The organism is Pseudomonas sp. FJ2-5-13 (genome assembly GCF_029201605.1).
GTDB lineage: Bacteria > Pseudomonadota > Gammaproteobacteria > Pseudomonadales > Pseudomonadaceae > Aquipseudomonas > Aquipseudomonas lactis.
In genome coordinates this window covers 4469601-4485485 of record NZ_CP104045.1, presented here as the reverse complement: position 1 = coordinate 4485485, position 15885 = coordinate 4469601, and the positions used below count along the sequence as shown (strand labels likewise).

The 15885-nt window shown below is 60.4% G+C and carries 16 protein-coding genes; 15 read left to right on the top strand and 1 reads right to left on the bottom strand.

The window, feature by feature from the left end; translation table 11 throughout:
• Positions 1–2 precede the first annotated feature (2 nt).
• From N2A98_RS19775 to N2A98_RS19715, 13 genes are all read left to right on the top strand, one after another.
• Positions 3–932, top strand: a complete 930-nt coding sequence (locus tag N2A98_RS19775) for an FAD-binding protein (protein WP_032895698.1) — start codon at positions 3–5, stop codon at positions 930–932.
• 160 nt (positions 933–1092) lie between these two features.
• Positions 1093–1908, top strand: a complete 816-nt coding sequence (locus N2A98_RS19770) for a transporter substrate-binding domain-containing protein (protein ID WP_044275149.1) — start codon at positions 1093–1095, stop codon at positions 1906–1908.
• A 9-nt stretch (positions 1909–1917) separates the two neighbouring features.
• Positions 1918–2280 (top strand): DUF4398 domain-containing protein, encoded by a 363-nt coding sequence (locus tag N2A98_RS19765; protein WP_003193475.1) that lies wholly within the window; start codon positions 1918–1920, stop codon positions 2278–2280.
• Complete coding sequence (locus N2A98_RS19760) at positions 2277–3089, top strand: OmpA family protein (protein WP_044275148.1); 813 nt, start codon at positions 2277–2279, stop codon at positions 3087–3089. The genes N2A98_RS19765 and N2A98_RS19760 overlap by 4 nt, the downstream gene beginning before the upstream one ends.
• Positions 3090–3356: 267 nt before the next feature.
• A complete protein-coding gene (locus N2A98_RS19755; protein ID WP_003193472.1) occupies positions 3357–4796 on the top strand; it encodes a PLP-dependent aminotransferase family protein in 1440 nt (479 codons plus the stop codon).
• A 93-nt stretch (positions 4797–4889) separates the two neighbouring features.
• Positions 4890–5381 (top strand): hypothetical protein, encoded by a 492-nt coding sequence (locus N2A98_RS19750; protein WP_044275146.1) that lies wholly within the window; start codon positions 4890–4892, stop codon positions 5379–5381.
• Positions 5382–5543: 162 nt separating this feature from the next.
• Positions 5544–5798, top strand: a complete 255-nt coding sequence (locus N2A98_RS19745) for a YkgJ family cysteine cluster protein (protein WP_047711588.1) — start codon at positions 5544–5546, stop codon at positions 5796–5798.
• A 41-nt stretch (positions 5799–5839) separates the two neighbouring features.
• Entirely contained in the window at positions 5840–6445 is a 606-nt protein-coding gene (locus tag N2A98_RS19740; RefSeq protein WP_044275142.1) for an START domain-containing protein, read from the top strand.
• Positions 6446–6548: 103 nt separating this feature from the next.
• Complete coding sequence (locus N2A98_RS19735) at positions 6549–6785, top strand: hypothetical protein (protein WP_047711587.1); 237 nt, start codon at positions 6549–6551, stop codon at positions 6783–6785.
• A 213-nt stretch (positions 6786–6998) separates the two neighbouring features.
• Positions 6999–7340, top strand: a complete 342-nt coding sequence (locus tag N2A98_RS19730; protein WP_003193463.1) for a ribonuclease E inhibitor RraB — start codon at positions 6999–7001, stop codon at positions 7338–7340.
• A 444-nt stretch (positions 7341–7784) separates the two neighbouring features.
• Positions 7785–9194: a circularly permuted type 2 ATP-grasp protein gene (locus N2A98_RS19725; RefSeq protein ID WP_044275137.1), complete on the top strand. Its 1410-nt coding sequence runs from the start codon at positions 7785–7787 to the stop codon at positions 9192–9194.
• Positions 9195–9198: 4 nt separating this feature from the next.
• Positions 9199–10149 (top strand): alpha-E domain-containing protein, encoded by a 951-nt coding sequence (locus N2A98_RS19720; RefSeq protein ID WP_060765933.1) that lies wholly within the window; start codon positions 9199–9201, stop codon positions 10147–10149.
• Positions 10146–10928 carry a transglutaminase family protein gene (locus N2A98_RS19715; protein WP_003193457.1) on the top strand — a complete coding sequence of 261 codons (783 nt, stop codon included), beginning with the start codon at positions 10146–10148 and terminating at the stop codon, positions 10926–10928. The genes N2A98_RS19720 and N2A98_RS19715 overlap by 4 nt, the downstream gene beginning before the upstream one ends.
• Positions 10929–11059: 131 nt before the next feature.
• Here the strand turns inward: N2A98_RS19715 and N2A98_RS19710 are convergent, their stop codons facing one another.
• Positions 11060–11860, bottom strand: a complete 801-nt coding sequence (locus tag N2A98_RS19710; RefSeq protein WP_275622538.1) for a cytochrome c — start codon at positions 11858–11860, stop codon at positions 11060–11062.
• 653 nt (positions 11861–12513) lie between these two features.
• Here N2A98_RS19710 and N2A98_RS19705 point away from each other — a divergent pair.
• Positions 12514–13719: an acetyl-CoA C-acetyltransferase gene (locus tag N2A98_RS19705; RefSeq protein WP_044275134.1), complete on the top strand. Its 1206-nt coding sequence runs from the start codon at positions 12514–12516 to the stop codon at positions 13717–13719.
• A gap of 16 nt (positions 13720–13735) precedes the next feature.
• The gene (locus N2A98_RS19700; RefSeq protein WP_275622537.1) at positions 13736–15880 is read left to right on the top strand and encodes a 3-hydroxyacyl-CoA dehydrogenase NAD-binding domain-containing protein; all 2145 of its coding nucleotides are present in this window, start codon (positions 13736–13738) and stop codon (positions 15878–15880) included.
• The last annotated feature ends 5 nt before the right edge of the window (positions 15881–15885 follow it).

The following is a 15885-nucleotide window of genomic DNA, read 5'->3' as shown; positions in this document are numbered from 1 at the left end:
TCATGACTATCCTCGTAATCGCCGAACACGATAACAAGGTGCTGGCCCCGGCCACCCTCAACACCGTGGCCGCCGCCGCTAAAATCGGTGGCGACATCCACGTCCTGGTAGCAGGGCAGGGCGCTGGCGCCGTGGTTGAAGCCGCTGCGAAAATCGCGGGCGTGAGCAAAGTCCTGAACGCTGACAATGCCGCTTACGCGCATCAGCTGCCGGAAAACGTTGCACCACTGGTCGCAGAGTTGGGCAAGAGCTACAGCCACATCCTGGCTGCCGCCACCTCCAACGGCAAGAACATCCTGCCACGCGTTGCCGCGCAGCTGGACGTTGACCAGATCTCCGAGATCATCTCGGTAGAAAGCGCCGACACTTTCAAGCGCCCGATCTACGCCGGTAACGCCATCGCTACCGTACAGTCCAACGCTGCGGTCAAGGTTATCACCGTGCGCGCCACCGGTTTCGACCCGGTTGCCGCCGAAGGTGGCTCGGCTGCCGTTGAAGCCGTCTCCGCTGCCCACGACGCTGGCACTTCCAGCTTTGTCGGCGAAGAGCTGGCCAAGTCGGACCGTCCTGAACTGACCGCTGCCAAGATCGTCGTCTCGGGCGGTCGTGGCATGCAGAACGGTGATAACTTCAAGCACCTGTACGCCCTGGCCGACAAGCTGGGCGCTGCGGTCGGCGCTTCTCGCGCAGCCGTTGACGCAGGTTTTGTACCCAACGACATGCAGGTCGGCCAGACCGGCAAGATCGTTGCGCCACAGCTGTACATCGCCGTCGGTATCTCCGGCGCGATCCAGCACCTGGCTGGTATGAAAGACTCCAAAGTGATCGTAGCGATCAACAAGGACGAAGAAGCGCCGATCTTCCAGGTTGCCGATTATGGCCTGGTAGCGGACTTGTTCGAAGCCGTACCGGAGTTGGAGAAGCTGGTCTAATCCAGCTGCTTCACTTATAAAGAGCCCGGTCTTATGACCGGGCTTTTTTATTCCCTGTAGGCGCGAGCTCGCTCGCGAAAAACCCACAGGCGCCGCATTTATTCAGAAAGCACGCGTTATCGTTGACGTTTTTCGCGAGCACTTTAGGAAGGAACATGCCATGGCGCTGCGCCCCTGGACTGTACTGCTGGGCCTTACGCTGCTGCCGAGCCTGACACTCGCCGCCGGCAAGTGCGAGCGCCTGGTGATCACCGGCAGCCCGGACGCACCGCCTTTACTCTGGCGCGACCCTCAGGACCCTACGCACCTGATCGGCGCGACCGCTGACGTGCTGCAACAAGTGGGCAAGGAGCTCGGGCTGAAAATCGACCTGCTCTACGGCGGCAAACGCTCCCTGGCCCTGGAGGAAGCGCGTAGCGGGCGCATGGACATCCTCGCCGACGCACCGCTGAACCTGGGCGAGCTGGACCACTTCGACTACATTCATCCAGCGCTGATGCAGACCGACTACCTGGTGTGGACGCGTAAGGATTCCGCTCTGGTTTATTCCACCGCCGCCGATTTGCACGGCCACAAAGGTGCGGTATCGGAGCGTGCGCGCTTGAGCGCCGAATTCGAGACCTTTGCCGGCCAGCAACTCAACCTGCAACGCCTGCCCAACTTGACGCCGGCCTTCCAGAAACTGTTGTTGGGTGAGGTGGACTACGTGCTGGCCGGGCGCTATTCCGGCATGGCCATGGCCCAGACGCTGGGCATGAGTAATGACCTGGTGGCCCATGCGGTGCCTGTCGATCAGCCGGGCCTGTACCTGGCGATTTCCCACAACTCGGCCTGCAATGATCCTTGGCTGCGCGGACAGCTGACGAAAAAGATGACAGAATTGCCCGCCTCCGGTGTCGCGCAAGCCGCGCTGCAGCGCAATCTGGAGCGCTGGAAGGCGCAACTGCAACAACCTGTCGGCACCCCAACAAAGTAGGGATTTACAGTGATTTTTCGAGCTCTTTTCGCGGCCCTCGCCGTTGTCGCGCTGGCGGGATGTGCAACCGATCCTGCGCCGATCGAACAAATGCGCCTGACCCAGCAAGCCTTGGAACAAGCCACCGCGGTCGGGGCCAACACCGATGAATCCCCCGAACTGAAACTGGCCGAAGAAAAATTCGCCCGGGCCAAGGGCAACATGGCCGACCAATCCTACAAGCGTGCGCGTATGCGCGCCGAGCAGGCTGAGCTGGACGCGCGTCTGGCCGAGGCCAAAGTGCTGACCGGCAAGAGCCAGGAACAATTGAACGTGCTCAATACCCGTATCACTCGCCTGCGTAAGCAGCTGCAGTTGGGAGAGGCACAATGAGCCCGATGATCCGTGGTTTGAGTTGTGTACTGCTGCTGGGCAGCGTGGCCTTGGGCGGTTGTGCCAGCCAACCCTCCAGCGAGCAGGCGTTGCAGCAGGCCGGCGATGACTTTCAGAAGGTCAAGGAAGACGCCAACGTGCTGCGCTTCGCCCCCAAAGACGTGATCCGCGCCGGCGAGTCCCTGGCTCGCGCAGACCGCCTGTCCAGCTACTGGGGCAGCGGCGCCGACGTGGTGCATTACGCCTACCTGAGCCAGCGTTACAGCGCCATCGCCCGAGAGCACACCCAGCAGGGCCTGAATGCCGAGCGCGGTACCCAACTGGAACTGGAGCGTCAGCGTCTGCAACTGGCCTTGCGCGAAAACAAGTTGGCCAGCGTGCAACAGCAGGGCAAGTGGGTTGAAGCGCAGATCGCCAGCCTCACCACCCAGACCGACCGTGGCCTGGTGATGACCCTGGGGGACGTACTGTTCGACACCGGCGAAGCTGAACTGCAGAACTCGGCCAACCGCACAGTGCTCAAGATCGTGCAATTCCTGCAACTGAACCCCAAGCGTCGGGTGCGCGTCGAGGGCTACACCGACAACACCGGTGGCGAGCAGGAAAACCTGAAACTGTCCCGCGACCGGGCTCAATCGGTGGCCGACCTGTTGATGGACCTGGGTATCGATGACAAGCGCATCGAAGTCGAAGGTTATGGCGATCAATACCCGGTGGAAGCCAATGCCTCCGAGCGTGGTCGTGCGCAGAACCGCCGCGTGGAAATTGTATTCTCCGACGAAAAAGGCCAATTGGGCGCTGCCCGCTAACATCCAGAACCGGATCAAATGTGGGAGGGGGCTTGCCCCCGATAGCGGTTGTTCAGTTGGTACATCCTTGACTGACACACCGCAATCGGGGGCAAGCCCCCTCCCACATTTTTTTGTGCTCTATGAATGCTGTCCCAGCCCCCTTACAGTTTTTACTGTCACTCCCGCACGCGCTCGACTATTGTGGCAACTGTCCCCGTACACTTCTAAACTGTGCCGGTATGTTTCACACAAAAATAAAATACCCGTGAAATCGAGTGCTGCGTCATGACCAATCTGTTGCTTTACCAACGTATTGCCCAGCAACTGGCTGAGGACATCCGGCGCGGTGTCTATCAACCGGGGGAGCGCGTGCCGTCGGTGCGCAAAATGAGCTCCCAGCTCAATGTGAGCCATGCCACGGTGCTGCAGGCCTACGCCAACCTGGAAGACCAGGGGCTGATCCGGGCGCGGCCGCAGTCGGGCTATTACGTGCATCAGACGCCAGCACTCACGGCGCCTACGCCCGATATCGCACGGGTCGAGCGCCCAGGGTTGGTTACCCGTAGCAGCATCATCCAGCAGGTGTTGGTCGAGTCGCGCCGTGAAGGGGTGTTTCCCCTGGGGGCGGCGGTGCCAAGTGTCGACTACTTGCCGGTGCGGGCCCTGCATCAGCAGTTGGCCAAGGTCACGCGTTTCCAGAGCCCACGGGCCTTCAGCTACATGTTCAGCCCTGGCTTTGAACCCCTGCGCCGCCAGGTGGCGATCCGCATGCGCGATGCCGGGGTGGTCGTGGACCCTTCCGAAGTGGTGATCACCCATGGCTGTGTCGATGCATTGCAGATGTCGCTGCGCGTGCTGACGCGCCCTGGCGACCTGATCGCGGCTGAATCACCCACCTATTACGGCTTGCTGCAATTGGCTGACCTGCTGGGCCTCAAGGTGATCGAAATCCCCAGCGACCCCGCCACGGGCATGAGCCTGGAGGCCTTGCAACTGGCCGCCAACCAATGGTCGATCAAGGCGCTGGTGCTGACCACGCGCCTGAGTAACCCGCTGGGCGGCACCATGCCGGAGGAGCGGCAGAAACAGTTGCTGCGCCTGGCGTCGGACTTCGATATCCAGATCGTCGAAGATGACATTTACGGCGAGTTGATGTTCGAACTTGGCCGCACCAAAGCCCTGAAGGCCTACGACCGCCTTGACCGGGTGATCTATTGCTCAAGCTTTTCCAAGACCTTGTCGCCGGGTGTGCGCATTGGCTGGATGATTGCCGGCAAATACCAGCAGGAAATCCAGCGCCTGCAGATGTTCAGCACGCATTCTGCTTGCAGCGTCACCCAGATGGGCGTCGCGGCCTATCTGGAAAACGGTGGCTACGACCGTCATTTGCGCTACATCCGCCAGGAATACCGCAAGAACCTCAGCGCCTTCCAATTGGCGGTGCAGCAATATTTCCCCGAAGGCACCCAGATGACCCGCCCGACCGGCGGCTTTATCTTGTGGGTCAGTTTGCCGGGGCGGGTCAATACCCAGGAGCTGCATGTGCGTGCCCTGCAACAAGGCATCAGCATTGCGCCAGGGCTGATTTTCAGTAATACCGAACAGTTCAACCACTGTATTCGCCTCAATTGCGGCACGCCATGGAACCGCGAGGCAGAGCGGGCGTTGATGACCCTGGGAATGCTTGCCAGCCAGCTGTGCCAGGAGGCCGCAGCGGGTTTTTGAGGTATGCAAAGGGGACAAGACTGATCTGTGCCCTTGTCATGCCGCGCACAACAAGCGAGCATATGGCCTTCTGCCGTTAATGCTGTTGGCGATATGACTTCTATTTTTCGCGTTACGTTGATGCTTGGTCTGCTGAGCCTGTGCAATGCCGGCAGCGTGCTGGCTGCAGCGCCGGTGGCCGATGGCAAGCCTGCTGTGAGTGCCGAGCAGAAGACCTCAGCCAAGCAGCCAGCGCCTGCGAAAAAATCCCCCACCGCACAAAAGAAAGCCGCCTCGACCAAAAAGCGTGCACCCGTGGCGAGCAAGTCCAAGTCGGCCCATGAAGTCGCCCAGACCAAACTGCCACCGGCACAGTTGGACCTGTCCCTGCCTTCGGACATGGTCAGGCACCTGCAACCCATCGGCACCATGCCCAAGCCCAAGAGCGTGCCCTTGTTGCCGCCAATGTTTGGCGAAAAACCCACCGACAACAGCGCGTTCCAGATCAACGGCCGCTTGCTCAGCAATGAGATGAAGCTGCAACTGCGTAACGAGGAGCGCCGTGATGTTGAAGGCGCTGCGCTGGATTTCGAATTCAAGCAATAAACTTTCTGAGCTCAGGTGACCCGGGTCCCCGACCATCTGTCGCAGACTGGTCGGTCACTTTTGTTTTGTGCGAAAAACCCCTGTTGGGCCATTTTAAAACGGCTGTTTAAGGGCGTACTCTAGCCCGGCCATCCCTATTGAGTCGTCGAGGACCTGCTGGTCATGAAATGCCGTGAAGGCTGTGGCGCATGCTGCATTGCCCCCTCCATCAGTTCACCATTGCCGGGAATGCCCCTGGGCAAACCCGCTGGCGTTCGCTGCGTGCACCTGTCGGCGGAACAACTGTGCCAGTTGTTCGGTCAACCGCAGCGGCCCGCCGTGTGCAGTGATTTCAAGGCGGATATCGACGTCTGTGGCAACGACCAGGCCGATGCCATCCGGCTGATCGGCTGGTGGGAGCAGATGACGGCGGCTTGATGGGCTTTACTATCGGAACTTCAACAATAAGGAATACAACGATGGGTTCGCTGAAACGAGTGGCTGTGCTGTGCGGTTTTACGCTGTTGTTTGCGGCCACTGCCCAGGCTGAAGATTGGCAAGTCGCCAAGGACGAAGACGGTATCAAGGTGTCCCTGAGCGAGATTGCCGGTTCCAAGTACAAGGCGTATCGCGGTGTGACGGTGATCAAGGCGCCTTTGGCCAAGGTCCAGGCGCTGCAGGAAGATGTGGCCGGTGCTTGCGCATGGATCCATGAATGCAAATCCCAGAAACTCGTCGACAAGAAAGGCGACGAGGCCTGGACCTACACCCAGTTCAAGGCGCCGTTCCCCGTGACGGACCGCGACTCGTACATCCACGTCACCACCACCAAAGCCGCAGACGGCACCGTCACGCGCAAACTGGAAGGTGTGCCGACCTACAAGCCCGAAGCAAAAGGCTACGTGCGGGTCGCCCAGGTGGAGGGTTTCTGGAAACTGGTGCCAAAGGGCGATAACCAGACCGAAGTCACCTATCAGGTACACACCGAGCCAGGCGGCAGCGTACCTTCGTGGTTGGCCAACAAGTTCGTGGTGGACGCGCCGTTCAACACCTTGAAAGCCTTGAAAGAACACGCTGAAAAATAAGTGCAGTTGATCCGGTGCCTCCGGGCTTGAGCGGAACGTTTTGCGCGCCGCCAAGGTCCAGATACTTGTAAGCCCACCTATGGGTTTTATCGAGGAGGCACCGATGCAAACGTGGCAAATTACCTTCGTTGATGATCACGGTGAAAAGTCCGTGCAGCAGTTCACCTGCGAACAAAAGCCCAGCCTCGAAGACGCTGCGCATATGATTCGTGCGAAGCTGGTGCCGATTGCTGCCGAACTCGATCTCAATGACCTGGAAGGCCGTAAACCCGAGCCGACGGTCAAGATTCTCAAAGACCAGAACAGTATCCAGATTCTCGATATTTCCCCCGCCGTCTAAACATTTTTCACACGCCACACGAGCACCTCTGGTGGAGGTGATAGCTTCGCGCTACTCTGCAATCGAGATCAGCGAATGAATCGCTAAGGTCTGGTCTTGTCAGCTACATGCTTGTTTTCCTGCGGCGTTGTTATGCCGTGGTGCCCGCGCCAGCAGGGCGCGGGGCTTCAGGAAGCACGGAAAGTCTATCCATCGGTTTGAGGAGGACGTTTCATGAGCACAGCCTATCAAGAAGACATCAGCACCAACGTACTGCGCCGCATGAAAGAAGGCGGCTTTGATTTCTCGCGTTTTCACCCCATCGAGTTCTACGCCATTTTCCCGGATGAGGAACGGGCGCGCAGGGCTGCGGGTCGATTTCGTGGGGAGTCCCTCAATGCCCAGGTCAGCGCGCGCGACGATGGCGCCTGGTACCTGGAACTGAGCAAAATCATGTTCGCAACCTACGACGGCATAGGAGATTTCGAGCAAGACTTTGAGGCAGTGGTGGAGCCCCTGGGTGGGATTATCGAGGGATGGGGCGTCAAGCAGGAGGTGCGTGGGTTACCCATGTAGTTGGTATTTATGAGCAGCACAGCGTATCGGCTGACCTTTGGGTCGGCCGATTTTGTTTGGGCGGCCGCCGCATCGTGAACGGCCGTTTTACGCGCAAAAAAAGCCACCCGGATAGGGTGGCGGAAAGGGAAGACTGAGGAGTCATCAGTACACGAATTAACACGTTACTGAATGTGCAAAGGGTTTGGCTGTAGGACGTGTCCTGTTCAACCGATGTGAGCGATTATCCGTATGTGCAGGCGGGCAGTGAAATCAACTCTGACTATGCTGTTGATAGCCAAAGACCGCATTGCAATGAAGCGCACGGTCTGCCCCAGGCAATTGCGCGCACCAGGACGGTGCAGTGCTTCCGCTGGGATTATTCAACTGATTGATTATTAAGTGTTTATGCCGCTGGCACGGGCCTTGCGAAGGTTCTTGCGTCCGGGTGACAAGGAGTACGGCATGATCCGCACTTATTACGATGAAATGTACGATGGGGCAGGGCAGGTTCGCCCCCATTACCGCGAGTTTGCCCGTTGGCTGGCCGACACCCCTGCCGAACTGCTGGCCCAGCGCCGGCGTGAAGCCGATTTGCTGTTCCACCGCGCCGGCATTACCTTCACCCTCTATGGGGACGAACAAGGCACCGAGCGCCTGATCCCCTTCGACACCATCCCCCGCAGCATTCCGGCGAGTGAATGGCGGATTGTCGAGCGCGGCTGCATCCAGCGGGTCAAGGCGCTGAACCTGTTCCTCGCCGACCTGTACCACGACCAACGCATCATCAAGGCCGGCATCATTCCTGCCGAACAGGTACTGGCCAACGAGCAATACCAACTGGCAATGCAGGGCCTGGATTTGCACCGCGATATCTATTCGCACATCTCCGGAGTAGACCTCGTACGCGATGGCGACGGCACGTACTACGTACTTGAAGACAACCTGCGCACGCCCAGCGGTGTCAGCTACATGCTTGAAGACCGCAAAATGATGATGCGTCTGTTCCCCGAGCTGTTCGCGGCCCAGCGCATCGCACCCATCGACCATTACCCCAACTTGCTGCTCGATACCCTCAAAAGCGCCAGCCCTCTGGATAACCCCAGTGTGGTGGTGCTGACGCCCGGGCGTTTCAACAGCGCGTTCTTCGAACATGCCTTTCTGGCCCGGGAAATGGGCGTGGAGTTGGTGGAGGGCGCGGATTTGTTCGTGCGCGATGACCGTGTATTCATGCGCACCACCGACGGGCCCAAGGCTGTCGATGTGATCTACCGTCGCCTCGATGATGCATTTCTCGACCCCTTGGCATTCAACCCCGACTCGATGCTCGGTGTGCCCGGCCTGCTCGCCGCCTATCGCTGCGGCAATGTGGTGCTGGCCAATGCCATTGGCACCGGGGTTGCGGACGATAAATCGGTTTACCCGTTCGTCACTGAGATGATCCGGTTCTATCTGGATGAAGAACCGATCCTGCAGAACGTTCCGACCTTCCAATGCCGTAAGCCTGACGAGTTGTCCCACGTACTGGCCAACCTGCCCGATCTGGTAGTTAAGGAAACTCAAGGCTCAGGCGGCTACGGCATGTTGGTTGGCCCGGCGTCTACAATCGCGGAAATCGAAGCGTTCCGGGCGCGTATCAAGGCCAAGCCACACGCCTATATCGCGCAGCCAACCCTGTGTTTATCCACGTGCCCGACCTTTGTCGAAAACGGCATCGCCCCACGCCACATAGACCTGCGCCCCTTCGTGTTGTCCGGCAAGGAGACCCGTGTGGTACCGGGTGGCCTGACCCGCGTGGCGCTGCGCGAAGGCTCGCTGGTGGTCAACTCGTCCCAGGGCGGCGGAACCAAAGACACCTGGGTGGTCGAGGACTGATGCCATGTTGAGTAGAACTGCCTCGGATTTGTACTGGATGTCGCGCTACCTGGAACGCGCCGAAAACCTCGCGCGCATGCTCGATGTCAGTTATTCGCTGTCGCTGATGCCCCAGGATGGGCGCGGTGATGGCCTGCACGAATTGGCCATGCCGCTGTTGATCACCGGCACCCTGGAGGATTACCACGCGCGCCATGGCCCCTTGCACGCTGAACGCTTGCTGCACTTTTTTGCCCTGGACGCGGCCAACCCGGCGAGCATCTATAGCTGCCTGGGCGCGGCGCGGGCCAGCGCCCATGCGGTGCGTGGGCGCATCACCGCCGACATGTGGGAAAACATCAACGCCACCTGGCTGGACATTCGCGATATCGCCCAGCAGGGGCTGAGCCACTACGGCATGAGCCGGTTTTGTGAGTGGGTCAAGGAGCGTTCCCACCTGTTCCGCGGGGCCACTTACGGCACCATCATGCGCAACGATGCCTTCCGCTTTATTCGCTTGGGCACCTTCATTGAGCGCGCCGATAACACCCTGCGCCTGCTGGATGCCCGCTACGAAATGGCCGGCGAACAGGCTGAGGCGGTCAGCGATGGCACGGCTCACGCGTATTACCAATGGAGTGCGTTGCTGCGCGCCCTGTCGTCATTCGAGGCGTACACCGAGATTTATCGCGATGCACCAGGGGCTCGGCAAGTGGCCGAGCTGCTGCTGTTACGCGCCGATGTGCCGCGTTCGCTGCGCGCTTGCAGTGAAGAGATCGACCAGATCCTCGCCAGCCTGCCCGGCATCAACGGCCGCCCGGCCCAGCGCCTGGCCGCCGAGATGGATGCGCGCCTGCGCTTTACCGCCATCGACGAAATCCTCGAGGAAGGCCTGCATGCCTGGCTGACCGACTTTATCCCTTTGGTCCGCCAGTTGGGCGACGCCATCTACAGTTCCTACCTGGAGGCGGCATGAGACTCTCCATCAGCCACGACACCACCTACCACTACGAAGACCAGGTGCGCGCCAGCATCCAATACCTGCGCCTGACGCCCCATGACAGCGAGCGCCAGCACGTACTGAGCTGGCAACTCGACCTGCCGCGCCCGGTGCGGGCGCAGGTGGACCCCTTCGGCAACATCTTGCATGTGCTCACGCTGGATGAACCCCACGACGCCATCATCATCGGCGCCCGGGGCGTGGTGGAGATCGATGAATTGCGCGAGGCCGAACACGAAAGCCAGTCTGCCTTTCCGTTCCTGCGCTCTACGCGCCTCACCGAGCCCGACGACGCCCTGCGCGGGTTTGCCGAGCAACACTGCCATCAGCGCCGCGACCGCACGGCGCTTATCGACTTGATGCAGGCGCTTAACCACACCATGGTTTACACCCCCGGCGCGACCGACGTCGATACCTGCGCCGCCCAGGCCTTCGCAGGTGCCGCTGGGGTGTGCCAGGACCACACTCATGCGTTCCTGGCCTGCGCACGCAGCCTGGGGATCCCGGCGCGGTATGTGTCGGGGTATCTGTACACCGAAGACAGCACGCACCTGGCCAGCCATGCCTGGGCCGAAGCCTGGCTGGATGACGCCTGGTACAGCTTTGACGTGACCAACCAACTGGCGCGGCCGGAGCGGCACTTGAAGCTGGCCGTGGGCCTGGACTACCTCGACGCCTGCCCGGTACGCGGCATGCGCCGTGGCGGTGGGCATGAGCAGATGCATGCCAAGGTATTCGTGGCGCCGCAGCAATGATCGTTCCCGCGCTCTGCGTGGGAATGATCGATAACTGTAGGAGCGAGCTTGCTCGCGAAAAACGTTAACGATAACGCAGCGCCATCAGGTGACCCGCGTCGCTTATACGTTTTTCGCGAGCAAGCTCGCTCCTACAACTTGCGGCCTGCCATGTGCCGCAGATACCCCACCAGCAAATCCAACTCATTGTCTGGCAATACACTGGCTGTAAACGCCGGCATCTTCGCCTGTGGCCAATGCCTCAGGCTTTGCGGATCGCGGATGTAACGCTTGAGGAAATCTCCGCTGAAATACTCGGTGGGGTTGTAGGGCACATTCAGGTCCGGACCCATCTGGGCATCACCGCCGCCATTGAGGCGATGGCACGCCAGGCAGTTCTTCTGGAACAACGCAAAGCCCTGGTTGATCGGGTCGTTCGCCGCCAGCTTCGGGTCGGGCAATAACGCCGGGAAACGCTCGCCAACCGTCTGCGACTGCTTGAATTTCGATACCTGGAACGGCCACTGTTCGGGGCTGATATGCCCGGCTTGAGGGTGGGTCCAGACCAGATAGAACGGCCCGGCGCTGGGCTTGCCCTGTGCCAGCGGTGGCCATGGATGGGCCGGGTCTTCCACGGCCAGCCAGGCGCGGGCGCCGTTTTTTTCCAGTAACGGCGCGGCGGCAAGTTCGGCGGCAAAACCATCAAGGGCAACGGCTTGCAGGTGGTTCGCAGCTTTAAGGCCCGGTAAGAGCACCGCGAGGGGCACCGCGCGATAGGTCATCGTGCGCTTGTAGGACACATCATCGATGATCTGCACCGTCTGAGCGTCGGGGTGCTTGAGCAACTCGGCGGTCTGCCAGGTCTTTTGGCTGTGGTCCAGCTCGATGGTCAAGGGTGCCGCCGCCGCAGGCAGGCTCAGCAGCAGGGCAAAAAGGGCGAGGATCGGTTTCAAGGCACAGGCCCGTTGCAAGAGAGTAAGGGCGCACACGATAACGGAAAACGGCAGGTAAAAAGACAGCCCCTGCAACAGGCGCGCTAAGCGCAATGTCCTGGCAGGTGCTGCCAAAAGCTGCTGGCCTGGTGCGGTGCGTTCACCACAGGTGGGAGCGCAATCGTCACCCAATAACCTTGGGTAAATTGGGCAAGATCAGAATCAGGGTGGTGGCGAACAGAATAAGTCCCGCCTGACGTACTTTCGAATGTTTGAACATGGCTGACTGCCTTTTCTTTTGTTGTTATTCCTGAGCGTCAAATGCGTGCCGTTGTATCCAGTATCGCGAGGTGACGTTGCACTTTTCTTACAGCTACTCCAGCAAAACCCGGCAGCAGCGTCTTACAGGTTCAACCTTAGAGCGCCCGTTCTTTCTGGCTTAGACCCATTTCATATCAGCTAATAAGCATTTGCGCTAAAAACGGCATGAGGCTTATTGCCATCTTGGCGCCAACCCTAGGGCTAGACCGCTAAAACGATTAATCAGGGTTTTCCCATAGGGACCTACCGTTCGTCCGAGCGAGGGGGTCAAAAGCAATGAGCGCATCCGTCATTGAAACCGTGTCAATCGGGCCTAAGGTAGGGGCACACAGCCACAGCGGTTCGAGGATGTCATGACCCAAGCTTTGATCTTTGATGCGATACGCACGCCCCGGGGTAAAGGCAAGGCCGATGGTGCCCTGCACAGCGTCAAGCCGGTAAACCTGGTGGCGGGCCTGCTTACGGCGCTGGCGCAACGCAGCGACCTCGACACCCGCCAAGTGGATGACATCGTCCTGGGCTGCGTCACACCGGTGGGCGACCAAGGCGCCGATATCGCCAAGACCGCCGCGCTGGTGGCCGACTGGGATGTCTGTGTTGCCGGTGTGCAGGTCAATCGCTTCTGCGCTTCAGGCCTGGAAGCGGTGAACCTGGGGGCAATGAAGGTGCGTTCCGGCTTCGAAGACCTGGTGGTGGTCGGCGGCGTCGAATCCATGTCCCGCGTACCCATGGGCAGCGATGGCGGCGCCTGGGTGCTCGACCCGCAAACCAATATGCACAGCCACTTCACGCCCCAAGGCATTGGCGCCGACCTGATCGCCACCCTGGAAGGCTTCACGCGCCAGGATGTCGACAGTTTTGCCCTACAGTCCCAGCAGAAAGCCGCCAGGGCGCGGGCAGACGGTTCCTTCAATAAGTCGCTGATCGCGGTGCACGACCAGAACGGCATCGTGCTGCTGGACCATGACGAATTTATCCGTGGCGACTCAACCCTCGAGGGCTTGGGTAAGCTCAAGCCCAGCTTCGAAATGATGGGCCAGATGGGCTTCGATGCCACCGCGCTGCGGGTCTACAGCCACGTGGAGCGCATCCACCATGTGCACACGCCGGGCAACAGCTCCGGGATCGTGGACGGCGCCGCGCTGATGTTGATCGGCTCCGAGGCCAAGGGCCGCGAGCTGGGCCTGCAACCACGGGCGCGCATTGTCGCCACGGCGGTGACCAGCACCGACCCGACCATCATGCTCACCGGCCCCGCGCCGGCCACTCGCAAGGCGCTGGCCAAGGCCGGCCTGCGGGTTGAAGACATCGACCTGTTCGAAGTCAACGAAGCCTTTGCTTCGGTGGTGCTCAAGTTCATCAAGGACATGGGCATCGACGCCGCACGGGTCAATGTCAACGGCGGCTCCATCGCCATGGGCCACCCCTTGGGCGCCACTGGCTGCGCGATCCTCGGCACCTTGCTCGACGAGCTGGAGGTGCGCCAGCAACGCTACGGCCTGGCCACCTTGTGTGTCGGCGGTGGCATGGGTATCGCCACCATTATCGAACGCCTCTGAGCCTAAGGAATTTGTCATGACCGATGCCATTCGTTACGAAAAAGGCCAGGACCAGATCGTGGTGCTGACCCTCGACATGCCCGGCCAGAGCGCCAACACCATGAACGCCGCCTACCGTGAAGCCATGGCGGCCACCCTCACGCGCCTGGAAGCGGAAAAGGACGAGATCGCCGGGGTAGTGATCACCTCGGCCAAGAAAACCTTTTTTGCCGGCGGCGACCTCAATGAGCTGATCAAGGTCGACAAAGCCCAGGCCAAGGCGTTCTACGACAGTGTGTTGGTGTTGAAAGCGCAGTTGCGCCGCCTGGAAACCCTCGGCAAACCGGTGGTGGCCGCGATCAATGGCGCGGCCCTGGGCGGTGGGTGGGAGATTTGCCTGGCCTGCCACCACCGGGTCGCGCTGGACGACAAGTCAGTGCAACTGGGTTTACCGGAAGTGACCCTTGGCCTGTTGCCAGGGGGCGGCGGCGTGGTGCGGATGGTGCGCATGCTTGGCCTGGAAAAAGCCTTGCCGTATTTGCTCGAAGGTAAAAAAGTCCGGCCTGCCCAGGCCCTGCAAGCGGGCTTGATTGATGAGGTGGCGGCGGATCGCGAGGCATTGCTGGCACAGGCCCGTGCCTGGGTTCTGGCTAATCCCGAAGTCAGGCAACCTTGGGACAACAAGGGTTACGCGATTCCCGGCGGCACGCCGTCCCACCCTAAAGTCGCGCAGATGCTCGCCATTGCGCCGTCGATTTTGCGCAGCAAGACCCAGGGCTGCTTCCCCGCGCCGGAGAAAATCCTCTGTGCCGCCGTTGAGGGCGCCCAAGTGGACTTCGACACCGCGCACCTGATCGAAACCCGCTACTTCACCGAACTGGTGACCGGGCAAGTGGCAAAAAACATGATCGGCACCTTCTGGTTCCAGCTCAACCAAATCAATGCCGGCAGCTCACGCCCCCAGGGCTATGCGCCCTACGTCACGCGTAAGGTCGGTGTGCTCGGCGCCGGGATGATGGGCGCGGGCATCGCCTATGTCAGTGCCTGTGCGGGTATCGAGGTGGTGCTCAAGGATATCACCCTGGCCGCCGCCGAAAAAGGCAAAGCCCATTCGGCTGCATTGCTGGACAAGAAGGTCAGCCGTGGGCAACTGACCGCCGAACAGCGCGAAACCACCCTGGCGCGCATTCATCCTACTCAGGATGACGCCGACCTGGCCGGCTGCGACCTGATCATCGAGGCCGTGTTCGAAGACCGCGCACTCAAGGCCAAGGTCTCGGCTGCGGCGCAAAACGTGGTGGGGGCCGACGCGGTGATCGCCTCCAACACCTCCACCTTGCCCATCAGCGGCCTGGCCACGGCGGTGCCCGATCAAGCCAAGTTCATCGGCCTGCACTTCTTCAGCCCCGTGGACAAGATGCCCCTGGTGGAAATCATCAAAGGTGCGCGCACCAGCGACGAAACCCTGGCCCGAGGGTTTGACTTCGTACTGCAAATCAAGAAAACCCCGATTGTGGTCAACGACAGTCGCGGCTTTTTCACCTCGCGGGTATTCGGCACCTTTACCAATGAAGGCATCGCCATGCTCGGCGAAGGCGTGGCTGCGCCGATGATCGAGACCGAAGCGCGCAAGGCCGGGATGCCAGTGGGGCCGTTGGCGGTGTCCGATGAAGTGTCCCTGAGTCTGATGAGCCGTATCCGACAGCAAACGGCCAAGGACCTGCAGGCCGAAGGCAAGGCCATGCCGAACCATCCGGCGACGGCAGTGATTGATCTGTTGGTGAACGAATACAAGCGCACGGGCAAGGCGGCCGGCGCTGGTTTTTACGATTATCCCGCTGGCGGCCAGAAGCATCTGTGGCCTGAGCTGAAAACCCGCTTTGAACAGCCCGGTAAGCAAATCTCACCCCAGGACGTGCGTGACCGCTTGCTGTTTATCCAAGCCATCGAAACCGTACGCTGCGTGGAGGAGGGCGTGTTGATGTCCACGGCGGACGCCAACGTTGGTTCCATCTTCGGCATCGGCTTTGCCGCATGGAGTGGCGGCGCGTTGCAGTTTATCAACCAGTACGGGCTGAACGACTTCATCGCCCGCGCCCGCTACCTCGCCGAGGAGTACGGGGAGCGCTTCTCGCCGCCGGCGTTGTTGCTGGAAAAAGCCGCAAAAGGCGCACTGTTTTAGATGTT

Coding starts and splice junctions, on each gene's coding strand:
- N2A98_RS19775 (WP_032895698.1), top strand. CDS start 3: ATGACTATCCTCGTAATCGCCGAACACGATAACAAGGTGCTGGCCCCG.
- N2A98_RS19770 (WP_044275149.1), top strand. CDS start 1,093: ATGGCGCTGCGCCCCTGGACTGTACTGCTGGGCCTTACGCTGCTGCCG.
- N2A98_RS19760 (WP_044275148.1), top strand. CDS start 2,277: ATGAGCCCGATGATCCGTGGTTTGAGTTGTGTACTGCTGCTGGGCAGC.
- N2A98_RS19755 (WP_003193472.1), top strand. CDS start 3,357: ATGACCAATCTGTTGCTTTACCAACGTATTGCCCAGCAACTGGCTGAG.
- N2A98_RS19750 (WP_044275146.1), top strand. CDS start 4,890: ATGACTTCTATTTTTCGCGTTACGTTGATGCTTGGTCTGCTGAGCCTG.
- N2A98_RS19745 (WP_047711588.1), top strand. CDS start 5,544: ATGAAATGCCGTGAAGGCTGTGGCGCATGCTGCATTGCCCCCTCCATC.
- N2A98_RS19740 (WP_044275142.1), top strand. CDS start 5,840: ATGGGTTCGCTGAAACGAGTGGCTGTGCTGTGCGGTTTTACGCTGTTG.
- N2A98_RS19735 (WP_047711587.1), top strand. CDS start 6,549: ATGCAAACGTGGCAAATTACCTTCGTTGATGATCACGGTGAAAAGTCC.
- N2A98_RS19730 (WP_003193463.1), top strand. CDS start 6,999: ATGAGCACAGCCTATCAAGAAGACATCAGCACCAACGTACTGCGCCGC.
- N2A98_RS19725 (WP_044275137.1), top strand. CDS start 7,785: ATGATCCGCACTTATTACGATGAAATGTACGATGGGGCAGGGCAGGTT.
- N2A98_RS19720 (WP_060765933.1), top strand. CDS start 9,199: ATGTTGAGTAGAACTGCCTCGGATTTGTACTGGATGTCGCGCTACCTG.
- N2A98_RS19715 (WP_003193457.1), top strand. CDS start 10,146: ATGAGACTCTCCATCAGCCACGACACCACCTACCACTACGAAGACCAG.
- N2A98_RS19705 (WP_044275134.1), top strand. CDS start 12,514: ATGACCCAAGCTTTGATCTTTGATGCGATACGCACGCCCCGGGGTAAA.
- N2A98_RS19700 (WP_275622537.1), top strand. CDS start 13,736: ATGACCGATGCCATTCGTTACGAAAAAGGCCAGGACCAGATCGTGGTG.